General features: G+C 44.5%; 27 protein-coding genes. 6 read left to right on the forward strand and 21 right to left on the reverse strand.

Annotation, left to right across the window (positions count from 1 at the left end; translation table 11 throughout):
- Positions 1 to 14: 14 nt before the first annotated feature.
- The 3 genes from CEF21_RS13000 to CEF21_RS13010 all read right to left on the reverse strand — a co-directional run bounded on the left by CEF21_RS13000 (position 15) and on the right by CEF21_RS13010 (position 3,778).
- A complete protein-coding gene (locus CEF21_RS13000) occupies positions 15 to 1,268 on the reverse strand; it encodes a pyruvate kinase (protein ID WP_164462182.1) in 1,254 nt (417 codons plus the stop codon).
- Between the two features lie 98 nt (positions 1,269 to 1,366).
- Positions 1,367 to 1,975 (reverse strand): NAD(P)H:quinone oxidoreductase, encoded by a 609-nt coding sequence (wrbA, locus tag CEF21_RS13005; protein WP_123916992.1) that lies wholly within the window; start codon positions 1,973 to 1,975, stop codon positions 1,367 to 1,369.
- A 411-nt stretch (positions 1,976 to 2,386) separates the two neighbouring features.
- Positions 2,387 to 3,778, reverse strand: coding sequence for a S41 family peptidase (locus CEF21_RS13010; RefSeq protein ID WP_123916994.1), 1,392 nt, complete (start codon positions 3,776 to 3,778; stop codon positions 2,387 to 2,389).
- A gap of 181 nt (positions 3,779 to 3,959) precedes the next feature.
- Between CEF21_RS13010 and CEF21_RS13015 the strand changes: the two genes are divergently transcribed.
- The 3 genes from CEF21_RS13015 (at position 3,960) to CEF21_RS13025 (ending at position 5,348) form a co-directional block, all read left to right on the forward strand.
- Positions 3,960 to 4,229 (forward strand): hypothetical protein, encoded by a 270-nt coding sequence (locus CEF21_RS13015; protein ID WP_123916996.1) that lies wholly within the window; start codon positions 3,960 to 3,962, stop codon positions 4,227 to 4,229.
- Positions 4,230 to 4,297: 68 nt separating this feature from the next.
- Positions 4,298 to 5,002 (forward strand): class I SAM-dependent methyltransferase, encoded by a 705-nt coding sequence (locus tag CEF21_RS13020; RefSeq protein WP_123916998.1) that lies wholly within the window; start codon positions 4,298 to 4,300, stop codon positions 5,000 to 5,002.
- Between the two features lie 103 nt (positions 5,003 to 5,105).
- Entirely contained in the window at positions 5,106 to 5,348 is a 243-nt protein-coding gene (locus CEF21_RS13025) for a hypothetical protein (RefSeq protein WP_241156867.1), read from the forward strand.
- A gap of 23 nt (positions 5,349 to 5,371) precedes the next feature.
- Here CEF21_RS13025 and CEF21_RS13030 read toward each other — a convergent pair whose 3' ends face one another.
- The 4 genes from CEF21_RS13030 to CEF21_RS13045 all read right to left on the reverse strand — a co-directional run bounded on the left by CEF21_RS13030 (position 5,372) and on the right by CEF21_RS13045 (position 8,324).
- Complete coding sequence (locus CEF21_RS13030; RefSeq protein WP_123917002.1) at positions 5,372 to 5,884, reverse strand: mismatch-specific DNA-glycosylase; 513 nt, start codon at positions 5,882 to 5,884, stop codon at positions 5,372 to 5,374.
- 11 nt (positions 5,885 to 5,895) lie between these two features.
- Positions 5,896 to 6,675: a M15 family metallopeptidase gene (locus CEF21_RS13035; RefSeq protein WP_123917004.1), complete on the reverse strand. Its 780-nt coding sequence runs from the start codon at positions 6,673 to 6,675 to the stop codon at positions 5,896 to 5,898.
- Positions 6,676 to 7,183: 508 nt separating this feature from the next.
- On the reverse strand, positions 7,184 to 7,888 hold the full coding sequence (gene deoD / locus CEF21_RS13040) for a purine-nucleoside phosphorylase (protein ID WP_123917006.1): 705 nt from the start codon (positions 7,886 to 7,888) through the stop codon (positions 7,184 to 7,186).
- Positions 7,889 to 7,958: 70 nt separating this feature from the next.
- Complete coding sequence (locus CEF21_RS13045) at positions 7,959 to 8,324, reverse strand: hypothetical protein (RefSeq protein ID WP_123917008.1); 366 nt, start codon at positions 8,322 to 8,324, stop codon at positions 7,959 to 7,961.
- 31 nt (positions 8,325 to 8,355) lie between these two features.
- Here CEF21_RS13045 and CEF21_RS21290 point away from each other — a divergent pair, with 31 nt between their 5' ends.
- A complete protein-coding gene (locus CEF21_RS21290; protein ID WP_164462183.1) occupies positions 8,356 to 8,499 on the forward strand; it encodes a hypothetical protein in 144 nt (47 codons plus the stop codon).
- A gap of 45 nt (positions 8,500 to 8,544) precedes the next feature.
- Here CEF21_RS21290 and CEF21_RS13050 read toward each other — a convergent pair whose 3' ends face one another.
- The 3 genes from CEF21_RS13050 to CEF21_RS13060 form a co-directional block, all read right to left on the reverse strand.
- The gene (locus tag CEF21_RS13050) at positions 8,545 to 8,859 is read right to left on the reverse strand and encodes a YodL domain-containing protein (RefSeq protein WP_123917010.1); all 315 of its coding nucleotides are present in this window, start codon (positions 8,857 to 8,859) and stop codon (positions 8,545 to 8,547) included.
- A 70-nt stretch (positions 8,860 to 8,929) separates the two neighbouring features.
- On the reverse strand, positions 8,930 to 9,544 hold the full coding sequence (locus CEF21_RS13055) for a phosphatase PAP2 family protein (RefSeq protein ID WP_123917012.1): 615 nt from the start codon (positions 9,542 to 9,544) through the stop codon (positions 8,930 to 8,932).
- A 198-nt stretch (positions 9,545 to 9,742) separates the two neighbouring features.
- Positions 9,743 to 10,513 (reverse strand): sporulation protein, encoded by a 771-nt coding sequence (locus CEF21_RS13060; RefSeq protein ID WP_123917014.1) that lies wholly within the window; start codon positions 10,511 to 10,513, stop codon positions 9,743 to 9,745.
- Between the two features lie 426 nt (positions 10,514 to 10,939).
- Here CEF21_RS13060 and CEF21_RS13065 point away from each other — a divergent pair, with 426 nt between their 5' ends.
- Positions 10,940 to 12,031, forward strand: a complete 1,092-nt coding sequence (locus CEF21_RS13065; RefSeq protein ID WP_123917016.1) for a DUF2515 family protein — start codon at positions 10,940 to 10,942, stop codon at positions 12,029 to 12,031.
- Here the strand turns inward: CEF21_RS13065 and CEF21_RS13070 are convergent.
- Positions 12,028 to 12,219 (reverse strand): YozD family protein, encoded by a 192-nt coding sequence (locus tag CEF21_RS13070; protein WP_123917018.1) that lies wholly within the window; start codon positions 12,217 to 12,219, stop codon positions 12,028 to 12,030. The genes CEF21_RS13065 and CEF21_RS13070 overlap by 4 nt on opposite strands.
- Before the next feature lie 136 nt (positions 12,220 to 12,355).
- Between CEF21_RS13070 and CEF21_RS21295 the strand changes: the two genes are divergently transcribed.
- Entirely contained in the window at positions 12,356 to 12,496 is a 141-nt protein-coding gene (locus CEF21_RS21295) for a hypothetical protein (RefSeq protein WP_164462184.1), read from the forward strand.
- Here the strand turns inward: CEF21_RS21295 and CEF21_RS13075 are convergent.
- The 10 genes from CEF21_RS13075 to CEF21_RS13120 all read right to left on the reverse strand — a co-directional run bounded on the left by CEF21_RS13075 (position 12,493) and on the right by CEF21_RS13120 (position 21,571).
- On the reverse strand, positions 12,493 to 13,176 hold the full coding sequence (locus CEF21_RS13075; RefSeq protein WP_123917020.1) for a hypothetical protein: 684 nt from the start codon (positions 13,174 to 13,176) through the stop codon (positions 12,493 to 12,495). The genes CEF21_RS21295 and CEF21_RS13075 overlap by 4 nt on opposite strands.
- 98 nt (positions 13,177 to 13,274) lie before the next feature.
- Positions 13,275 to 14,066, reverse strand: coding sequence for an ABC transporter permease (locus CEF21_RS13080; protein ID WP_123917022.1), 792 nt, complete (start codon positions 14,064 to 14,066; stop codon positions 13,275 to 13,277).
- Positions 14,067 to 14,075: 9 nt separating this feature from the next.
- A complete protein-coding gene (locus CEF21_RS13085) occupies positions 14,076 to 14,864 on the reverse strand; it encodes an ABC transporter permease (RefSeq protein WP_123917024.1) in 789 nt (262 codons plus the stop codon).
- A gap of 15 nt (positions 14,865 to 14,879) precedes the next feature.
- Positions 14,880 to 15,875 (reverse strand): ABC transporter ATP-binding protein, encoded by a 996-nt coding sequence (locus CEF21_RS13090; protein ID WP_123917026.1) that lies wholly within the window; start codon positions 15,873 to 15,875, stop codon positions 14,880 to 14,882.
- Between the two features lie 103 nt (positions 15,876 to 15,978).
- Complete coding sequence (locus CEF21_RS13095; RefSeq protein WP_123917028.1) at positions 15,979 to 16,200, reverse strand: YozE family protein; 222 nt, start codon at positions 16,198 to 16,200, stop codon at positions 15,979 to 15,981.
- An 80-nt stretch (positions 16,201 to 16,280) separates the two neighbouring features.
- Positions 16,281 to 16,556, reverse strand: a complete 276-nt coding sequence (locus CEF21_RS13100; RefSeq protein ID WP_123917030.1) for a YokU family protein — start codon at positions 16,554 to 16,556, stop codon at positions 16,281 to 16,283.
- A complete protein-coding gene (gene kamA / locus CEF21_RS13105; protein ID WP_123917032.1) occupies positions 16,546 to 17,961 on the reverse strand; it encodes a lysine 2,3-aminomutase in 1,416 nt (471 codons plus the stop codon). The genes CEF21_RS13100 and kamA overlap by 11 nt, the downstream gene beginning before the upstream one ends.
- A 48-nt stretch (positions 17,962 to 18,009) precedes the next feature.
- On the reverse strand, positions 18,010 to 18,870 hold the full coding sequence (gene ablB / locus CEF21_RS13110) for a putative beta-lysine N-acetyltransferase (RefSeq protein ID WP_123917034.1): 861 nt from the start codon (positions 18,868 to 18,870) through the stop codon (positions 18,010 to 18,012).
- Between the two features lie 101 nt (positions 18,871 to 18,971).
- Positions 18,972 to 20,240, reverse strand: coding sequence for a 4-aminobutyrate--2-oxoglutarate transaminase (gene gabT, locus CEF21_RS13115; RefSeq protein WP_241156868.1), 1,269 nt, complete (start codon positions 20,238 to 20,240; stop codon positions 18,972 to 18,974).
- Positions 20,241 to 20,290: 50 nt separating this feature from the next.
- Positions 20,291 to 21,571, reverse strand: coding sequence for a peptidase (locus tag CEF21_RS13120; RefSeq protein WP_123917038.1), 1,281 nt, complete (start codon positions 21,569 to 21,571; stop codon positions 20,291 to 20,293).
- Position 21,572 lies beyond the last annotated feature (1 nt).

The raw sequence follows: 21,572 nt of genomic DNA on the forward strand, positions 1-21,572 counted from the left end.
TTGATTTAAAGCCTTTATTCTTCCAGCAAATCAGACGAAATAAAGGTCAGCTTCACTTTTTGTTCCGCTCCGATTCTTTTCAGCATGCGGACGGCGTTCTGTATATATGCCCCTTTGTTCAGCATGGTGCAGGCAGCTGAAAAGGACAAATGGGCATCAATGACCTCGGGTCTCGAAGGCAGCCCCGTTTTGGCGAACGTGCCTAAAACCTCTGTTGCATAAATAAGAGGCGTTTGCGAATGGTGACAGAGACTTATGATCTCGTCCTGCAGTCTGCCGAGCTTTTCAAAGCCCCCTTCCACCGCAAGGTCTCCACGTGCCGCCATAATTCCGAACCCCTCATGCTTCAGTCCCTCTGAAAGAATAGAGGGGAGATTTTTAACCGCGTATTCTGTTTCAATTTTAGCGGCAATCGGAAGGATTTTTCCTATCTTCTGCAGCATCAGATTTTTTAAAAATTGCAGATCTTTTTTTGTATGTACAAAAGAAAGACCTACGATATCCGCATGTTTAAAAATAAAGGAACTTTCCCGGATATCTTTCTCGGACATAGCCGGAAGCAGCAGAAAGGATAAAGAGTCCGGAAGATTGATTCCATCATTCACTTTAATGGAAAAGCTCTTTTTCAAATGATGATGAAGTCTCGCTGCGATTACTTCATCTGATTTATAAACTACAGTTCCCTGCACCTTTCCGTCATTAATGAGCAGCCTGTCGCCTTTTTTGGCGTTCCGGAAAGCTTTTGGCATATTGGTTGTAAAGAGACCGCCCTTTTCCCCAACCTCTTTCAAATCCTCTTTCAAGGATATCTGAATCATTTCATCTGCCTGAACCTTTATATAAGGCAATTGATTCGGCAATGAAGTGATCCGGATCTTAGGTCCGCTTAAATCCATATAAATTTTACAGGGCTGAACCTCCGCCATTTCAGAGGCAAGCCGGATCCGCCTGATGATTTCCTTCCATTCCTGAACCCCGTCATGTCCGCAGTTAATCCTTGCAAGATCCATTCCGCTTTCCAAAAGACCGGCAATATCCGATTCGTCCATGCTTTTATCCATCGTCACCATAACCGAATGCCCGCTTTTTTTAAAAAGAGACCGGCTTCTCTTTAAGATTAGCTGTTCGCTTAATTCCTTATTTATAAAAAAACCGTCTTCAAGTGAAGCGAGTGTCCCTTCTCCCCGCTCTGACTCTCGTTTTCTCAGATATGCCTGCAATGACTTCATACTGTAAATCCGGTCACGTTTTACTTGAATATGTTCCATTCCATCACTCCACATAAGGGAAATTCGCCTTTATTATTCTATGCAGCAGGAGGTATGAAATGAACAAAGGGGCCTTTTAAAAGACCCCTCCTCATGTATTACAGACCGTTTTTCACCGCGGCAGCAATCATTGCCGTACGCTTTGCCTGATGTTTGACTGCTTCTTGAATATCTTCCTGAATTTTGCCGTCCTGACCTACCGTAACGCTGTTTCCGTATGGATTTCCGCCAGAAGTGAAAGCCGATTGATCGGTGTACCCCGGTGCCGCAACGATTGCTCCCCAATGATACATGCTCGCATAAAGACTAAGGATGGTTTGCTCCTGTCCGCCGTGCGGGTTGCTTGCGGAAGCCATTGCACTGACTACTTTGTTTGCAAGCTTCCCTTCAAACCAAAGCCCGCCTGTCATGTCGAGATATTGTTTCATTTGAGACGGCACATTCCCAAAACGGGTCGGTACGCTGAAGATAATCGCATCTGCCCATTCAAGATCCGCAAGCGATGCTTCCGGTACTCCGGCTGTCTCTTCATAATGAGCTTTCCATGCAGGATTGGATTCGATGGCTTCCTTTGGTGCCAGTTCTTTTACCTTTAGAACTTTCACTTCTGCTCCGAAGGATTTTGCCCCTTCCTCCGCCCATTTCGCCAGCTGATAATTTGTACCGGTAGAACTGTAGTAAATAACCGCAACGTTTACATTGGACATTTGAATCTCTCCCTTTAATTGGTGTCGTTCAAACTGCTTCAGCGTCAAACTTCTCAGCTTCAAATAAAGTATAAGGTTTCCAGCGTTTGACAGTCAAATGATATCCATTGAGTACTCTCTCGGCATTTTAAAACGCCCGATTACTACTTCTTTTACGCTGACGTATCTAAGCGGTTCCAGCTTCTCCTGTTCCCGGTTGCTGCATTGGCATTTCTCTGCATAAAAAAGCCCCGCAGAAGATGCGGGGCATACTTTCTTATGAACCATATCCGGCTGTTGATGCCAGCGGGCAGGCCTTCAATTATCATAGAGCGGCAGGCCTCCCATGCGCGCCCGGAGTCTCACGTGCCCCGGTCCTGCAGCAGGAGTTTCATCCCTTTCACTCAGGTCAGCAGCCTAAAAAAATCAGCCTTATTTATTCAAATCCTGAATGGCCCGATTCATTTGCGTATCATTCTTCTTAATTTTGTCCTGCAGCGACGTCAGCATGGAAATGGAAGTATCTTTTTCGATGACACCCGTCGGCTTTAAATCATGATCTTGCTGATACTTCATGACCGCTTCTTTCATTCCAGGATCAAAAAGGCCATTCTCAGGAACTTTATATCCTAAAGCATTTAAAAAAGCCTGGGCGGTTTTGACTTCTTTGGAAGCATCTCCTGATTTCAGTGTTTTGGAAGGATCTATAAACGGAAGTCCGGCATAATCAGGAAGAGACACTTTTTCGCTCGGCTCAATCCCTTTTTTATGCACCCATGTCCCACCCGGAGTCAGCCATTTAGCGATCGTAAACTTCACCGATGAACCGTCTTTATAGCTTTCAGCGGTTTGGATGGTTCCTTTTCCAAATGTCTTTTCCCCGATCAGCGGAATATCAGCCGACTCATTCAGAGCAGCAGCCATAATTTCCCCGGCACTCGCCGTTCCTTCATCAACCAGCACGACAGAAGGGATGGTAACAGGATTTTTGTTTTCAGATCGGTAAGCTTCTCTTGAACCGTCTTTATTTTCGACCTGCAGGATGTTTTTCCCTTCCGGTATAAACATTTCACTCATTCTGATGGCCTCATCCATAAGTCCGCCCGGATTTTGGCGGAGGTCAATGACGATTCCCTTAACCTGCTTGGCTTCGAGGTCTTTTACAGCTTTGCTGAAATCAGCTGCTGTTCTTTCGGAAAACGTGGTGATTTGGATTTTCCCGATTTTTTCTTTCGTCACACTTGAATAAACGGTTTCAATCGGAATTTCATCTCTCGTTATCGAAAATTCAAGTTCCTGTGATCCACCGCGTTCAATGCCCACTTTAACGGAAGTTCCTTTTTTCCCCCGGATCAGGGCAACGGTATCGTTCACCGTTTTTCCTTTTACACTTTTGCCGTTGACCTTGACAATTTTGTCCTTGGGCTTTAATCCGGCTTTTTCGGCTGGAGAGCCTTTAATCGGTGAAACAATCATCACTTGTCCTTCAATTTCCTGCAGCTCAGCACCGATTCCTTCAAAGGAGGAGGATATGGTTTCGTTGAACCCTTTCGAATCCTCTGCACTCATATACGTACTGTATGGATCACCTAATGACTGCACCATGCCGGTGATCGCCCCGTCGATCATTTTTTGCTTATCCGTTTTCAAATAATATTTTTGCTCAAGCTTGCTGTATGTATCATATAGTTTTGAAAATTCAGGGTTCTGCCCGACCACTTTTTCCCGGACGACTGTTTCAGGCTGCATCCATGTTAATGTCAGTCCTGAACTGATCACAGCTGTCAATACAATTATGAAGACGAGCTTCATCGTTTTATTCATTTTATCCTCACCTCATTATGAATTTTATTATGTCCGAGAGCAGTTAAAACGTCAACTATTACAGCATAATCAGCTTTTTTTCAGACTCAATAAAATTTAAATCCTTTCGACAGCTTTTTCAAGATTTGTATGTAAATATTGTGTAAATTTTATTACAAAGATTAAAAAGGAGGCGTTCCCTTTGCTCCATCACTTTATGATCGATACAGACCGGGAGTTGATTAGCTTTTCATTTTCTTTGCTGAATGAAGTAGATGAGAAAATTCAGCGGAGAATCCTCTTTTATGAAAATCAAGTGTTGAATTATGTTCAAAAGAAAATTGAGCATTTTATTCAAACATTAAATATAAGCAAGGCGATGCAATGCATTTGCCAGGCTGAACTTTATACGCTCATTCAGGCCAGGCTGAAAAAACTGATTGCCCGGCATTCGCTGTTCAAAAGCTGTTAAAGCATAAGCCCCTCTTCCTGCATATGGTAACATTATAGTTTTGAATTTGATGCAGAGGAGATTTGAACGTGCCGGATTATTTAAATATGATTGCCTCTCTTGGCATTGCCGGAGCCCATCCCGGCGGGCTTCAGCTTACAAAACAAATTCTTTCCGAAATGGATCTGTCCTATCCTTCCCGGATCCTGGACGCCGGGTGCGGAACGGGTCAGACCTTGTCTTACCTTTCAAGGCTCGGATATGAGACTGCCGGGGTGGATGCTGACCCAAGGATGGTAAAAAAAGCGATGAACAGACTCTCCGGGGAATCCATTCCCGTGAAAGAAGGAAAACTTGAACTTCTGCCTTTTCAGTCAAACGAATTCAACGCGATTTTTTGTGAATCGATTTTATCCTTTACACGGCTGACTGATTCTTTAAATGAATGCATGCGGGTTCTTAAAGCCGGCGGAACAGTCGCAGCCATTGAGGTCACCCTTGAAAAGCCTGCTGATCCTGAAGTTTACCGGGAAATTACTGATTTTTACGGATTCCAAAACCTGCAGGATGAAGAAGCCTGGATAAATGAATTTAAAACGGCAGGGTTCAGTAAGGTTAGGAGCTTAAGAGCAGAGGATTTTTCTTTCGTTTATGATGAAAATGAGCCGGATCATGAAGTATTTATGGATGAAACGGTTGCTCCAGATGTCTTTCAAACGTTAAGCAAGCACCAGGAAATGCTGCAGAAGTTTGGACAGGTGCTTGGATATCGGGTGTTTTTAGCAAAAAAGTAAGCGAATCGTGATAATCGTACAAACTATTGACCTCCTCCATTCATACGGTACAAGGTAAGGATTAAAAATGGAGGGATCTTACTTGAGTCAAAACTATTATCAAATGTGCTGCCAGCATCACGGCAAAAATGTTCGGATTAATGATCGTTTTGGAAATGTGCACACTGGAAGAATCGTCAATGTAACACGGAGCAGAGTGTTTATTCAGCCGAACGGCCCCCGCCCTCGGGGAGCTTATGGGATGGGCTTTTATGGCGGATACGGTTACTATCCTTACTATCCTGCCTATGGAATCGGGCTTGGGTTCATTACTGGATTCGCAATCGGCAGTCTGCTATTTTTTTAACACACAAAAAAGGGACTGTCTTTTCAGTCCCTTTTTTGCATGCCTCCATTCAATAACCGGTAGATGGAGGCTATTTCATCCGTTTTCATTCTGACAAGTCCGCTTGATGAAGGGGCAGCAAACTCCCTGACTCCCTCCACAAGCGACGCATCCTGAAATCCCCACGGAGCTTTTTGGATTTCCCTGTATTGCAAAAACACACCCTTCCCTACAAAACAGACGATGGCGGGCTGGAACAATTGAATTTTTTCCTTTAATTCCATTCTTCCTGCAGCATATTCCTGTTTCGTAATTTCCTGTGCATTTCTAGTTGGGCGATGGACAATGTTCGTAAACCCATACCCTATTGCCAAGAGAGTATGATCTTCATAGGGCCTGTATATTCTTTCAGTAAGACCTGCTTCGAAAAGAATTTTCCAAAAGCGATTCGTCGGATTTGCATAATGGTGCCCGGTTTGACCGGATTGAATACTTGGATTGAACCCGACAAATAAGATGCTTAAGCCATAATCCAGTATATCCATTGGTCTTTCCATCTTTTCACCTGCTAAATCTTTTTGACCTGTTCAAAGTACTCTTCGAGAGTAAGATTTTTTTCATGGAGAATACCGGCTGTCTCTTTTCCTACATACCGCAAATGCCAAGGTTCATACATATATTCAGTAATGTTCTCTTTATCATTTAAATATCTGATGATAAAGCCGAATTTATAAGCGTTCTCCCGGACCCATTTTCCTTCAGCTGTTTCCCCGAATTCTTTCGTTAATTCCAAATTGACGCTTCTGCTTGATATATCCATCGCAAGCCCTGTCTGATGCTCGCTTTGTCCAGGCAGAGCGACGGCTTCTTCTGCGCGTTTCTCACCTTTATCGGCTATTTCCTGTCTGAAAATGCCTTCCTGTCTTTTATAAGACCGGTAGCCAGAGACCGCAAACAATTCAATATCATTGTCTTTTGCAGAGGAAAATAAGGATTCCAGTGCTTCAGCCGCTTCTTTCCTTACATATTTTTGAGGAATATCAGCATTCCCGAACGAAAAAGGAACATTTGGCACAACAAGATCGTTTGGCTCATAATCTCCGGGAAGTGTGTAATGCTTATTGGCTAAAACGAGAATATTTTCTGGGTTTTTAATGATTTGCTTGCCGTTCACTGCTTGTACAGCATTAAAATATTTTCCTTCAAGAACCATTTCATCGGCCTGCTGTTTGGCTGTGTCTTGATTTTGTTCTGCTTTAGCCGGATGCTTATCTTCTTTGGCAGGCGCTGAACATGCCCCTGAGAAGATCATTAATGGAACAATGGCACAGGCAATTTTCTTTTTCATTTCGTACTACCACCTAAATCGTAAAGTTTCTGTTTTTAAGCAAATTCCATTGTACCATTATTGACAAAAAAGCAAAAAACTAAATTTTACATTTTGAAATAAACTGTTCCTGCCGTATTTGCCTGCTGAAATCAATGTTGAGACAAAATAAAAGGGGCCGGGACATAACAAGATGAATGATCCACAAATAGGAATCCTAGTTTCATTCTTCTGTCCGTCAAATAGAATTTCTTTCTCGCAGCCATTGTTGTTTTTTCATCAGGTAAGCCGTTCCATTGCGCTGCAGACACTCGCTTTCCGCGGGGAGGAAGGCTTAAGCCTCCTCTTCATCCCGCAGGAGTGGAGTGGCTTCCGCTCCATTCCACTAAAGTATACGATTCTTAGGAAGAATAAACTCTTCATAAACCAAATAAAAACCCGAACAATTAGGGGAATGAATTACTTACATCCACCTGATCGTTCGGGTTTTTCATTATCTGAAATACTTACGTCCCAGCCTCTTCAAAGCTTATTTTTGGATTGCAGCTTCCAGTGCAACTTCTATCATTTCATTAAACGTCGTTTGCCGTTCTTCAGAGGTTGTTTCTTCACCTGTTAAAATATGGTCACTGACTGTCAAAACGGACAATGCTTTTCTGCCGAATTTAGCTGCAAGTGTGTAAAGGGCAGAAGATTCCATTTCTACCGCCAATATTCCGTATTTCGCCCATTTTTCCCAATCGGCATTGTCATTGTAGAACATGTCTGCTGTAAAGACGTTCCCTGCTCTAAGCTGAAGGCCTTTCGCCGATCCTGCGTCATACGCTCTTTTCAAAAGGTCGAAATCCGCCGTAGGCGCATAGTCTATCCCGCCGAATGTCATTCTGTTCATTTGCGAATCTGTCGATGCACTCATAGCCAGTATCACATCTCTTACTTTTACATCTCTTTGAATCGCTCCGCATGTACCGACCCGGATTAGCTGCTGAACATTGTAGCTTTGGATCAGTTCATTTACATAAATCGAAATGGATGGAACACCCATTCCTGTTCCCTGTACGGAAATCTTCTCACCCTTATAAGTCCCGGTATAACCAAGCATTCCGCGGACTTTATTATAGCACTCCGGATTTTCCAAAAACGTTTCTGCAATATATTTCGCCCGAAGCGGATCGCCTGGAAGCAGAATCGTTTCTGCAATCTGTCCTTCTTTCGCTCCAATATGTACACTCATCTCGTTGTCCTCCTCTGGTCTCTCTATAGCTGCTTATAGCTATAATCTCATTGTACTGTGATTAGGCGGACTATGGAAGCTGTTTTCGGGAAAGGTATTTCGGTTTAATGATTAGCACATTGCCGCGGACATCGTATTTTTTCAAATTTTTCATATGCTTTTCGAAGAGCCAGGCGGTGATCATATAAAAAGGGAAACATAGTAATGAAATTTGAATCATTTCAACGAAGTACATGGTAAAACCGGTAAATACATGGAACTTTTTATAAAAGACGATTTCTGAAAAACTTATGAGCAAACTAACGAAGTAAAGGTTGAGCAAATGAAAAAAATACTGGCTTTTCCCTTTATAAAACAGTTTCTCCAGCTCTCTTTTCACTAAAAGAGCTGAAAGGCATGACATGATTCCGAGCATGCAAATAACGGCTAAAAGCATTACCATATCCCCTTTATCTGGAGGTAGTCAAATGGGCAAGAAGCATAGGAACCGAGTAAATGCTCCAAAGAAAAACAATCATATTCCTTCTTCCGCGATTGAAGCTGAAGAAGCGGCGCATCAAAAAGAAAACCGTGCCGGAAACAGAAAAAACGGTCCCGGCCATCACCTATAATGTGTACAAGCAGCGAATGAAACATTCGCTGCCTGCTTATTTTTATTACCTGACGTGAATTCGGTTTATCCGCTTCCAGCCGCCTGAATGCAGCCTGTAATACTCCTGGCCCCTTCTTCCTTCATCTATAAAAACAATGTCGCCGGTCCGCACATACCTCGCAGCATAATCATCAGGCATCGTATCTTGGACATTGAACATCTTAAACGTCCGTTCCAAAGCACTTACATGATCCTTTGCTTCGATGGTGAAAGAATACACTTGCCGGTAGCCTTTCACATCTCCGAAATCCGGAGTCTGGAAAATCGTGATATCCATCATGCGCAGTTTTTTCCTGATCATAAGCAGCTGTTGTTTCATCTGATTCCCTCCGCATCTTTTTCACTATTAATTAGCGATATGATGAGAGAAGTCCTTCTTTGAAATTTAACTATTTTTGGCGAAACTTGACTAAAGCCTGCATATACATTCTCTTAACCGCTATAAACCAGATAAGTCCGGCACAAATTCCCGCTGAGATATCTGATACATAATGAACTCCAATGTATACCCTGCTGATGGATATGCTGGCAATAATGAAAAACATGATCCGCCAAATGGCCAATTGGTATTTAGGATAAAAACGAATCAGCAAAAATCCTGCAAAAGCAAACAGAGCGGCTGAATTCATCGCATGCCCGCTTGGAAAACTATACGTATTTTCTTCCATGAGCGGATTAAATGATGGACGATCCCGGTCAAAACTGTTTTTTAAAAGCCAATTAAAAAATCTTGAGCCGAAAAAACACAGAAATAAAAATAGGGCTTCCATCGCTTTCCCTTTATAGGCTAACACCAGCGCAATCGCCATTAAGATAGGGAAAATAATTTTCCCCGATCCAAATTCTGTAAAGAAAATAAAATACCCGCTGAGAACGGGTGAGCGGATGGCTTCAAAAAACCGGACCATCCACTGGTCTGCGGGAATATACCAGCTGGATTGGTATAGAATCGCAAGAAGAATAAACATAATGAGCAAACTGGCAGTGTTTCTGATCTCTTTCATATCCAAAACCTTTCCGGAGATTGTATTTTTCTAAGGTACCCATTTTCAATCATCCTTAAAACCAATCGGTACTCCTGCCAAATCAAAAAAATCCGCTCTGCCAAAAGTCAGGCAAAACGGATTTAAGGATATTCGATCCTTGACGTTAAAAAGCTCTGTCAAATTTGCACTTCATTGAGGCTGTTTCAAAGAAAGCATTCAGCTGAATTTTTGGATGGTCTGCAGGAGAATCTGTCTTAGCTGAGGAAGGTCCTGCTTACTGACAGATAGCCTGACGGATGTTTCATCCATCTCAAGCATTTCTGAAAACAGGCCGGACAAGCCCTTTGCCCGTCTGTCAATTTCCATGACTAATTCCGCTCTTTCATTTGATACTTCAGTAAAAACGACCTCTAATTCATCGAGTTTACCTTGGAACGGACCCTGGTACGGATAAAATTCGAATTCCTGTACAAACGGAAGTCTTTTTCTCAGCCTTGCAGGGGCAGCTTCATTTTCAGCATTTCTCAGTTGAAAGCCAAGCTCTCCGAGGGCATTGAATACCTCTTGCTGAACAGGGCCGGGATGAACATGGAGAGCATCCTGGTCACTTGGATCCACCGCATTTTTAATATCCAGCCCTGTATGAATCCAGATTTTCGATTTTCCGTATGTAACGGGTGTATCCTCGGGTAATACGAAGCGAAATGGAATTTCTTTATGTTCGTCAGGCGTAATCACAAATGGTTCATTGATTTTCACTTTCGCAATGACCGCTGTCTGCGTATATTTTTTATCATCGGCCTCTTTGACATATGCAGTCATGACAGATAAATAGATCTCGGCAATTTCCTGGTTCGTCTTTCCGCCTTTTATTGCAACAATCCCCTGCACTTCTTCCCCTGCCCTAACGTTCACATCATGCAGTCTTGTGTCCACCTTAGCCGCTCCAATTCCTACACTTGCAAACACTTTATTAAAAAATGACATTCTGATTCCTCCTCTAAAGTATAGGTTTCCATTCATGATGATCGCTCTTCTATTCTTCTTTTTTTAAGGCCATGTTAAAGCATGTTGTTGATTTTTCTCACCTGTTGATTGGAGCGGAAAGCGTGATTCTCAAGCGGGACAGGTGAGACCCCGCAGTGGCGAAGCCACGAGGAGGCTTACCGCCCGCCCAAGGATAAGTGAACGACTTCTAGCTGCAAGCAACAGCCGAGTTTAACAGCGCTTTTTTAAAAAACATCAGCCAAAGGATCCCTGTTCTTCCTCCCAAGGCCTTTCCGCCTTTATTCAGGATGTTAGGACCCTCTTTTCTCCCTGACTCTTATTACGGAGCAGAATGAACCTAAGTTTCATTTTTATCATACATTATTTTAAGGATTGGAGCACAGATTCGGTCAGGGGGGAGCTGGATTGGCGAAGAAAAAATGGGGTCGCTCGGGATATTCTCTACCAGCTGAAGAAATGGATGCGCTGTACGCGAGCCTTTTCAAACAGCTTTCAAAAGATCCAGAACCAGTGGTGACGGATGGAGAAGAAAGGACAATCATTGAAGAAATCAGCAGGCACATAAAACACGCAAATCGTTCCAATCTTACCCGGACTGCCAGTTATCTTCTGTTCCACAGCCGGAATCCGGAAATTCATTGGGCTTTGCTTGCTCATCTCGTATCCAGGAACGGCGGATACAGCATGACAGATTTAAAATCCTCCTACATAGGTCCGCTTCTAGGAAAACAGGAGCAAGCGGATCTCTTCCATCTTCTCGAATGGATCAACGCATCTATTTTTGCAGATGCCTATCCACAGCTGCTGCTGTATGAAGAAAGCAAAAAACGCGGCAGAAATCTTTTCCATCTTCTGCCGCGCTTCCGGGTATCATGTTTTATGGAGCCGGTCTGGTCGGCCTTTTTTGAAAACGGAAGCCGTTCTTTCCTGACAGGCGCTCTTATCGCGAATGAGCAATCTATGATTGAGAAGAATATTCTCTCAACCTCCCAAGCTTCCCATGTAATGAACAATTTGAAATTTACTTTACAGGAGAAATGGGGTCTCACTCGTATTCTCTTTCCCTATAAAACCCGTCAAAAGCAAAAACGCTACTCTGTTGCGGGGCTGACCGTCATGCAGTTCCAATCCCTTCATGAACGGATCCTGACCGGCAAAAAGCTTTATTGCATTCTCTATTCCCATCAAACCATTCACGACTCCATTTTAGCCTTCTGCAAATCATCCGTTCATACGGCATCACGAAGCGATTACTGGCCTCATCTTTTTTCCCCGGTGGAGAGCCCTGTGAAATTGAACAGTCCGTCTCTTGAGGATTCCTGGCCGTTAGTGCCTGCGCCTCCTCCGGCCAAAAGCGACTGGTTCAAGAGCTTTGGCATGCCGAAGGGTTTTGAGAAGCCCGAGACAGCGAAAGTCCAGGATTTATCAAACAAAGTGATGGCGGACCTATTCAAGCTTGCCCCTATTTCGGCTATCAGTAAAAAACTATTGCACTAGCCGTTAAGGGGCGGCTGCTCATCTTCCATATTTTCATCGATGATGCACTTGACGAGAAGATAATCAAACATGATATCAGCAAGGACTTCCAGTTCTTCTGCACCTGGGATGTAGCCCCTTCTTGTCAGTTCGGAAAAGAAGAATTCAGCAATTTCCTCTGTGTCAATGACAACTTCCATTTCCTCCATGCTTCCGCCCCCTTTATACTTTCTATGTAAAGAAGTGCAGGCATATGTCTATGGAAGGAATAACTTTTCCCTGTCATACGTATCCGGTTTCCTGCATACCTTCTCTTAAAAGGACAAGCTATTAGGAGGAAACCAGATGAATACATTGGTGAAATGGCTGGATAGTGAACGTTTTGATTTCGTACTCGAGCGCGGGGTTTACTTTTTATTTGGTTTATCGGTCATTGTCTGTCTGCCATTCATTTTATGGAATGGGGCCCTCTGGCTGTTCCATTAATGGGGGCGGAATCGTTTCAGGCTATCCAAGACGAGCTGCATCATTTCCTTATATTCCGGATCTCCAAACTGAAGGTAAAGGAGTCTGTAATCATTGTAAATATCGAGGAGGTCATTCACGAGCTGGCCGGGATCTTTCTTCTTTTCCGTTTTTTCCGAAGAATAGGAAGACGCACTCCCTGTTTTCAATCCCGCCGGTTCATCCTGCGCCTCTCCTTCTGACCCTTCTTTATTCAGCATCAGCATAATTTGGTGCAAAGACTTTTCTGCTTCATTATTGCTCATGACAAGAATCATTTCTTCCTCTGCGGCCTCAAGCCATTCCCCGTCGGCCACTCTCATCAGCTCGTAGACCATGTCTTCCCATCCATCTTCCAGATACCGCCAGATCTCGGTTCTTAAGCCGACAATCTTAAATAAATCTTTTCCATACCCCGTTACGTGAACCAAGTCGCCGATGGCAAACTGATATTCGACCTCAATCCGTTCAATTTCAAAGATTTTCCCTTCATACTCTTTATAAAATGAGAGGGCGCTTTCAAAAAAGAGAACATCCCCATGATTGACCTCATACAGGAATGACTGGTTCAGTTTATACACATTTGTTACCGTACCTACTGTTCCATATAAAACGATTACGACGACTTCACCCATTTTAAACTTAGGATACTTTGAGGTCATGCCCATTCTCACTCCCGCACTCTAAAAAGTTATGATAGTATATGCGGGGGTTTTGTATTCGCATGGGCCATTCACACAGGGTTTACGGTTTCCTTTTCTCAGCTTCCTGTACTTGTATAGTTTTTAAGACCGAGCAGCCAAAATAAATAAGCGGCTGTCATGGCAATGGCAGCTGCAAGTGGAGCTGCAATGGCAATAAAGGCATAGCCTTCTCTGTCGAGAAACCAGGCCGCCGGCAAAAACGCTGTAAATCCGTACGGAATGATCCATGTCAGAAAAAACTGGAGACCTTTGTGATAAATCGTCAGAGGATATTTTGCGAACTCACTTAAATTGAAAACAGCCCATAGGACAGGCATGCTGTCCGTCATCCAGAAAGAGAGGGCTGCAAAAAATAGATTGATGGCAACAAAAATCACTCCACTCGATCCAATCATAATCAGAAGCATCAGAATTTCAAGCGCTCCCCATGACAGGTCCAAATGAGAGATGGAGACGAATAGAATGATTCCCCCAATCAAAAGCTGGCCGAAGCCATCCTGCTGCAGCCTGTCGGCACATACATGGAAAAACGGATTAACCGGGCGGATCAGAAGTCTGTCCAGCTGACCCGGTTTGATATACTGCCAGCCGAGCGTCCACAAATTATCAAAAAAGATATGGTGAATCGCCCTGCCGCTTGCCGCAATCCCATAAATGAAGAGGAGCTCATAAAAGGTCCAGCCGTTTAGAGATGGAATATGGCTAAATACAACCGCAATAAAAAACACCCCGGCGAATTGCTGGAGGGCAACAGACAAGATGCCGATCAAAAAATCAATCCTGTATTCAAGCATGACCTTTATATGATTTTTTGCAAATAAGTAATACAGCTTTGCGTACCGTTTCATCTTTTCCTCCTATCCTCCAAAAATCGTTACTTTCTTCACAGCCTGATTCCACATCACTTTTAATAAGCCATATAGCAGGAGCAGCCATATGAGCTGAACCGCAATGGTCCAAAGGATTTCCGTCCCGGCCATCTGGCCGGTATAAATGGAAACAGGCGCATAAACCATTGCCTGGAAGGGCAATGCAAATGCAATGGACTGAAGCCACTCAGGAAACAGGGTAAGCGGGATGAGGGCTCCCGAGAAAAAGGTGATAACCCCTTCCTTTAACACCTGTACCCCCCAGACATTGACTGTCCAAAAAGCAAGAATTCCGATGAGCATGTCAAAGAACGTTCCAATCCATACCCCAAGAACGGCACTGGCCAAAAAACCTAAAAGCTGTTCCATGTTTTCCGGGGGACTGATCTTTATAAAAAGAAAAGCAATCAGCCCCATTGGAATGGTTTCCCTAATAAAAAAAGAAGCTTTTTGGCCAAAATCCATAAAAATCATTTTAAATAAATAATCGTATGGCCGCATAAGTTCAATGGCAATCTGCCCCTGTTTGATTTCCCTGGCAAGCTCATTTCCAGCTCCTGACACAAATCCCTGTACAAACATCGCGACCGCGATATAAGTAAGCATATCCTGCAAAGTCAGCTGCTGAATCGACGTTTGATTCCTGTACACTGCATGCCAAAAATAAAACATGATTAAAAGCTTTAGGATAACTGACGCCATACTGGCCCAATACCAGGCGCTATAGGCAGCGCTGATCTGCATAGAGGATTTGGCAAACATCCAGTACTTCCTCACCTAAACTCCCCCCCTTTACAAACCCCGGTTATAAATTTCTTCAATAATCGTTTCAATATTTGGATCCTGAATGGACAGGTCGGTAATTTTGTTCAGCTTCAGAACCTCTGCTATGACCTCAGATCCTTTTATGATTTGGTTTGAAAAAGACAGGACGGCCTTTTGAACCCCTTCTCCTTCTTCCATTCTGAGTTCAGCTGCATGAGCGATGCTGTCAGGGAACGCAAACGCTTGCATCGGCTCCATCTCAAAATGCACTTCTCTTTTCGCAGAGAACCGTTCTTTGATTTCTTCAAGCCCCCCGTCGTACAGAATCATCCCTTGGTCAATGATGATGATCCGGCTGCAGATTTCTTCGATATCCTGCATATCATGGGTAGTAAGCAAAACCGTTGTTCCCCACTTTTCATTCATATCGCGGATAAATTTCCGTATTTTCACTTTAACGGCCACATCGAGTCCGATGGTCGGCTCATCCAGATAAACGACCTCTGGCCGATGGATAAAGGCAGCAGCGAGCTCACAGCGCATTTTCTGCCCAAGTGAAAGCTGTCTGACCGGAATCCCAAGTAAAGCATCGAGCTGAAGAACGTCCGTAAACAAAGCCATTGTTTCCTTAAACTGACTGTCGGGTACTTCATAAATTTCTTTCAGCAGCTCAAAGGACTCGCGGACCGGAATATCCCAGAATAACTGCGTTCTCTGGCCAAATACCGCGCCTATTTGTTTGGCATTCGCTTTCCTGTTTTTGTAGGGAACGATTCCATTTACTTTCACTTCTCCTGAAGACGGGGTTAATATTCCGGTCAGCATCTTAATCGTCGTTGATTTCCCCGCTCCATTTGCACCTATGTATCCTACCATTTCACCTTTTTGAATGTGAAAGCTTACTCCTTTAACCGCAGATTTTTTCTCGTAAGTCCGCTTAAACAGAGATTTTAACGCTCCTCTCAATCCAGGATCGCGTTTCACAAGAATATACTCTTTTTTTAAATCCACTGCCTTAATCACCGGCATCCCCCCAAAAAACACTTATAATAACGCTTACAGATTATAAATTTCATTCCTTTATTTGTAAACGAAAAAAGACCGCAATGCTGCGGCCTTCTTATGATTACATATTGGATTCGGCTTTATAGAGATCCCAGGCTTCATCAAATACAGCCATTGATTCCATATATCCGGCGTTAAGTTCCAAATAATCGGATATCTCATGGTATTCATCCGAGTATTTCGGAAAGCTGTGATCCATGTAGGCATGGTTGGCAAAGCGGCTGATTTCATCCTTTGGTTTAGGATGACGGTATTTCATCAGGTAGTGGTAAAAAGACTTCATTCATTTCTCCCCCGCTGGATAAGCTGATTGGGTTATATTATATCCTGTTCGGGGAGGGAGTCAAACGTTCTGTTTCCTGATCAGCTGAAATCAAAATAATTTTTCTTCAAGATCCGCGGTTCCGCCATTAACTGAACGTATGAGATACAATCCTCAAGATTGGCTGTCCGTATAAGAAAAAGCTGATTCTCGATTTCTTTTACGACATGAGCCTCCTGATACTTCATTTGGCAGGAGGCGCATTCGACCGAAGGGGCCCCGGTAATTTCAATCGCTCTCGTTCCGTCGGGCAGTTCCCAGTAAACGTTCATCTCAGCAGATGCAATTGCTTCACTTCCGCACCATTCACACGTCATCTTGTTCCCCGTCCTGTTTTTTGTCTTTTTGCTGCTGGGACTGGAATTTCTTCTCCTTTAGTTCATCCCTCTTATCCCGCTTATTTTTAAGCGTCTGATGATCTGGATTGCTGCTGTACTGGTTTCTTCTTTTCAGCCGCGCCAAATCCGCAGGTGTAAGAGTCAAATGAGCTTCCTCGTGGATGCCTGCAATTCCAGCCTTCGATTTTTTGGCATCCATATCACCGTAAATAGATTCGAAATATGCGTCTGCCGTCCCTGGAACATAATTTTCAGGTTCCGGATAGGAGGTGATGACTCCCTCGAAATTTCGAAGAACCGTTTTCGTCGGGCTTTGTGAAATAAGATAGTTTGGCTGAAGGGTAATCTTCCCGCCCCCGCCTGGTGCATCGACAACGAAGCTCGGAACGGCATACCCGCTCGTATGTCCCCGCAGGCCTTCAATAATCTCAAGCCCCTTTGATACCGGAGCCCGAAAATGGCCGATTCCTTCAGAAAGGTCACACTGATAAATATAATACGGTCTAACGCGAATCATCACGAGATCGTGCATGAGCTTTTTCATAATTGGAACGCTGTCATTGATCCCCGCTAAAATGACAGCCTGATTGCCAACAGGTACTCCGGCATCCACAAGCATTTCGCACGCCTTTTTGGATTCCTCCGTGATTTCAATGCTCGTATTAAAATGGGTATTCAGCCATACGGGATGATATTTCTTCAATATACGGCATAGATTTTCTGTAATCCGCTGCGGAAAAACAACGGGTGCTCTTGTTCCGATCCGAATGATTTCAACATGGGGAATGGCTCTTAAATTTTTCAAAATGTATTCAAGAATATTATCGTTTATTAATAATCCGTCTCCGCCGGAAATCAGTACATCCCGTACTTCCGGCGCTGAAGCGATATAATTGATTGCGTCATCCAGCTGCTTTTTCGGCACGCCCATTCCAATCTGACCGGAAAATCTTCTTCTGGTACAGTACCGGCAATACATGGAGCATTGGTTTGTGACAAGAAACAAAACGCGGTCCGGATACCGGTGGGTAAGACCCGGTACAGGAGAGTCCTCATCTTCGTGAAGCGGATCTTCCAAATCATATTTCGTTTTCTTCAGCTCGGTTCCAATCGGTACGGACTGCATTCGAATCGGACATTCTGGCTGATCCGGGTTCATGAGCCAGGCATAATAGGGAGTGATATTTAAAGGAATCGTTTTTGCAGAAATCCGAACCCCTTCTTCTTCTTCGGGAGTCATATTGATGACTTGCTTTAAATCATCTGCTGTGCGGATCGTATGGGTGAGCTGCCATAGCCAGTCGTTCCACTTTCCTTCAGGAACGTCCTTCCATAGACTAATATCCTTCCAGTGCCGGTCTGGCACATAGAGCTGCTGAGCCATTGATTTCCCCCCTCTTGCTTTTACCCTACAATAAATGCAGATACCGTCTCAAAGTTGCCTATGCACCGCTTCCTTTTCCTTCGAAAGATCTTTCCACCAAATGTTCATGTTTTCAATGGAGGAGTAAATGTAGCAATTATTCGCAAGCCTTCCTCCGTACGTGTAGCCGCATTGATACAAGGATCGGTTCATCCCGAAAGACTTCGCTCTGGATAAAGAGTAGGACGAATAAATCCCTTTTTGCACCAGCTTTTGCTCCAGTGCACCGATTAAATGCTGAAGATGTCCCTGCTTCCGGTAAGCGGGCAGCGTTCCGCAATCGGTTATTTCTGCATTTAAATGGTTTTCATCCACTTCAGCTGAAGCGGCACTCACGATTTTCCCCTCATCTTCAGCGACCATAAAATAAGAGGACGAGTTCATGGCCTTCTTTACATAATCCGGATCCGTAATTGGGACAGGGTAGACATCAAAAATCGCTCCATAAAAAGAGGCGAGCTCCTCTGCATCCTCTAAGACCGCCTCTCTTATCCCTTGATTCGGCAGCGGAATGATTTTTTTGGGATCCTTCTGGAGAACTTCTTCCAGTAAACGGTCTTCCTTCAGCCATCCATCCGTTTTTCTTCTTGTTTCCGAAAAGAATTTTGAAAAAAACCAGCAAGGCTCTCCCCTGAAAAATGAACCCGCTGCACCTTCTGGCTGCATGCCTGTTCCGAGCGCCCGGAAGCAGTCCGAAGACTTCACCTTCCAGATTAATTTTTTCACGTTTCTTTTTCTGCACTCCTCCACAATCCCCGCATACAGAAAAGATAAATTGCCGGCATAATCGTCGACCCTGCACCGTTCATTGTATGCATCAAAAACAACCTCAGCGTTTCCTTTCCATCCAGCCTCGATGATCTCTTTCATAGGAAATCCCCCATTAAGGCCATCCCTTCTTTATGCAGCCAAAAGAAGGAATTGCATTTGTTTTATTTATCACCGACCGTAACACCACCATTGCAGGCGGCTCAGCTGTCGTAAAGGACTCTGTCGATCACGTCAAGACCCTCTATTAACTCTTCATCTGATATGACAAGCGGACAAAGAAACCGGATGACATTGCCGTATAGCCCAGCGCTCATTACGATCACTCCGCGGTCATGAATTTTCTTCAGCAGACTGGCCGTTTGAAGTTTATCAGGTTTCTTGCTGCCCTGTTCTGTAATTTCAATCGCTGCCATAGCTCCAAGGCGTCTTCCTTCTCCGATAAACGGGAGCTCCTCTGTCCACTTCCGGTAGTACGATTCAATCGTTTCGCCAATCTTTTCCGATCGGTCAAGAAGACCTTGGGTTTCAATCATTTTGATGACTTCCAATGCGGCCTTGCATCCGAGCGGACTGCCCCCGTATGTGCCGCCGATCTCTCCAATTTCAGGTGCATCCATAAGCTCTGCCCTTCCGGTGACGGCACTGATCGGCAAACCGGCAGCTATCGATTTTGACATCGTGATCAAGTCGGGAACCACTCCAAAATGCTCGATCCCAAACCATTTCCCCGTTCTGCCGAAGCCCGTCTGGACCTCATCTGCAATGAAGAGAATCCCGTTCTTTTCACAGATATTCTTTACTTTCTGAACAAAGTTAGCGGAAGGAATGACAAAGCCTCCCTCTCCCTGAACCGGCTCCATAATAAAAGCGGCAATCTCTTCAGGAGGAACCTCTGTCAAAAAAAACGTTTCCAGCTGCTTGACTGCCTGAGCGTCAATTTCTTCAGGGGTCTCCTTTTCTGAGTGAAAATAATAAGGAAACGGCAGTTTATACACATCCGGAGGAAACGGCCCAAAACCGTTTTTATAAGGCTTCACCTTGCTTGTAAGCCCCATCGCCATATACGTTCTTCCATGGAATCCTCTTTCAAAGGAAACGACAGCCCTCCGTCCGGTAGCCCTTCTTGCAATTTTCACCGCGTTTTCGACTGCTTCTGCCCCGCTGTTCAAAAAAAAGGTTTTCTTATGGTGATCCCCGGGTGTGAGCCGATTCAGCTCTTCCGCTAAGTCTATATAAGATTCATAGAGCAGGACGTGAAAGCTTGGATGAATAAACAGCTCAAGCTGTTCCTTTAGCGCCTTTACCACCCCATCCGGACAATGGCCGGCATTTAACGTCCCGATTCCGCCTGCAAAATCCAAATACGTATTTCCTTCCACATCCGTTACCCGGGCTCCTTTGGCTTTAGTAATGAATTTATTCACCACATGAAAAGGGCCTCTAGGGACGTGCTCATTTCTCCTTTTCATCAATTCGTCAGTCGCCGTGCCTGAAGCAGTCTTAATCGATATGAATTTTGTCAATCGGACTCCCCCTTTGTCATTCTGCACCATTTTAAAGCAAAGAGAGCCATCACCTTCGCGGTCTGTATTACATTTTTCACCGGAATGTACTCATTCGGATGATGGGCTGTTTCGGTGATGCCCGGCCCAAACACAATGGAGGGGATACCGGCTGAAGCTGCGATCATTCCTGCATCGGTTCCCCATGGAGAGGCTTCCATAACCGGGACTTCACCTGTCACTTCTTTATAGCTTTTTATGAGAGTATCGGTTAGAAGATGATCCTGTTCCAGCTCATTCGGAAGCCATCGCGCTCCATACCACTGCAGCTCTGCGGGGTGGTCAGCAAACCATGAATCCCATTCAGCCAGCCTCTCCAGGTAATCCTGCATCTCATGTTGAACCTCTTCCATCTGTTCATTCGGTGCAACACCGCACCTTCCTTCAAGAATCACGCGGTCGGGAACGGAGGAAGGCCAATCGCCCCCGGTTATTTTCCCGATATTAATCGGAATGGGAATAGGTGTGGAGGCATAAAGGGGGTCGGTTATCCTTTCATTTCTAATCTTTTCAAGCTCCCGGATGTGATTCATGACAATCATCGCCTTCTCGATGGCCGAAACCCCTTCATATCTTGTACCGCCGTGAGCGGATTTGCCGTGCACAATCACTTTGAACCACATCGAGCCCTGCTGCTTCGGAAAAATTTTCATGTTTGTCGGCTCGGGAATAATGGCTGCATCCGCCTTCCATCCCCTCAATATGGCATCAAGCGTTCCGGCTCCCCCGCTCTCCTCTTCGATTACACTTTGAAAGATGATGTCTCCTTTAATGGAAGCCTGGCAGCTTGCGATCGCTTCCAGCGCCATCAGCATCGAGACATTTCCGCCTTTCATATCTGATGTGCCTCTTCCATAGACGTTCCCGTTCTCAAGCATCGGCTGGTATGGCTCATTCCTCCATTGTGCGCGGTCTCCTTCAGGGACAACATCGATATGGCCATTTAAAATCAATGACTTCCCGCCTCCGCTTCCTCTCATGACGGCTGCGATATTCGGGCTTTCTTTAAAATTAGATCTTGTTGAATAAAAATGCCGGTGCGATTTCAGCTTCTTGCCGCCTGGCTCCCATATGTCGATTTCAAGACCGATCTGCCTGCATTTCTCTAATACAATTGCCTGGGCAGAAGCTTCGTTCCCCTGAGTACTCGGCTGTTCCACTAATTTCTGCAGCAATTTTACTGCACGATGCTGATTCCGATCCAGCCACTGGCAAATCGCCAATTGCTCCTGATCCATG

Origin of the sequence: Bacillus sp. FJAT-42376, from assembly GCF_003816055.1 — a bacterium.
GTDB lineage: Bacteria > Bacillota > Bacilli > Bacillales > Bacillaceae > Metabacillus_B.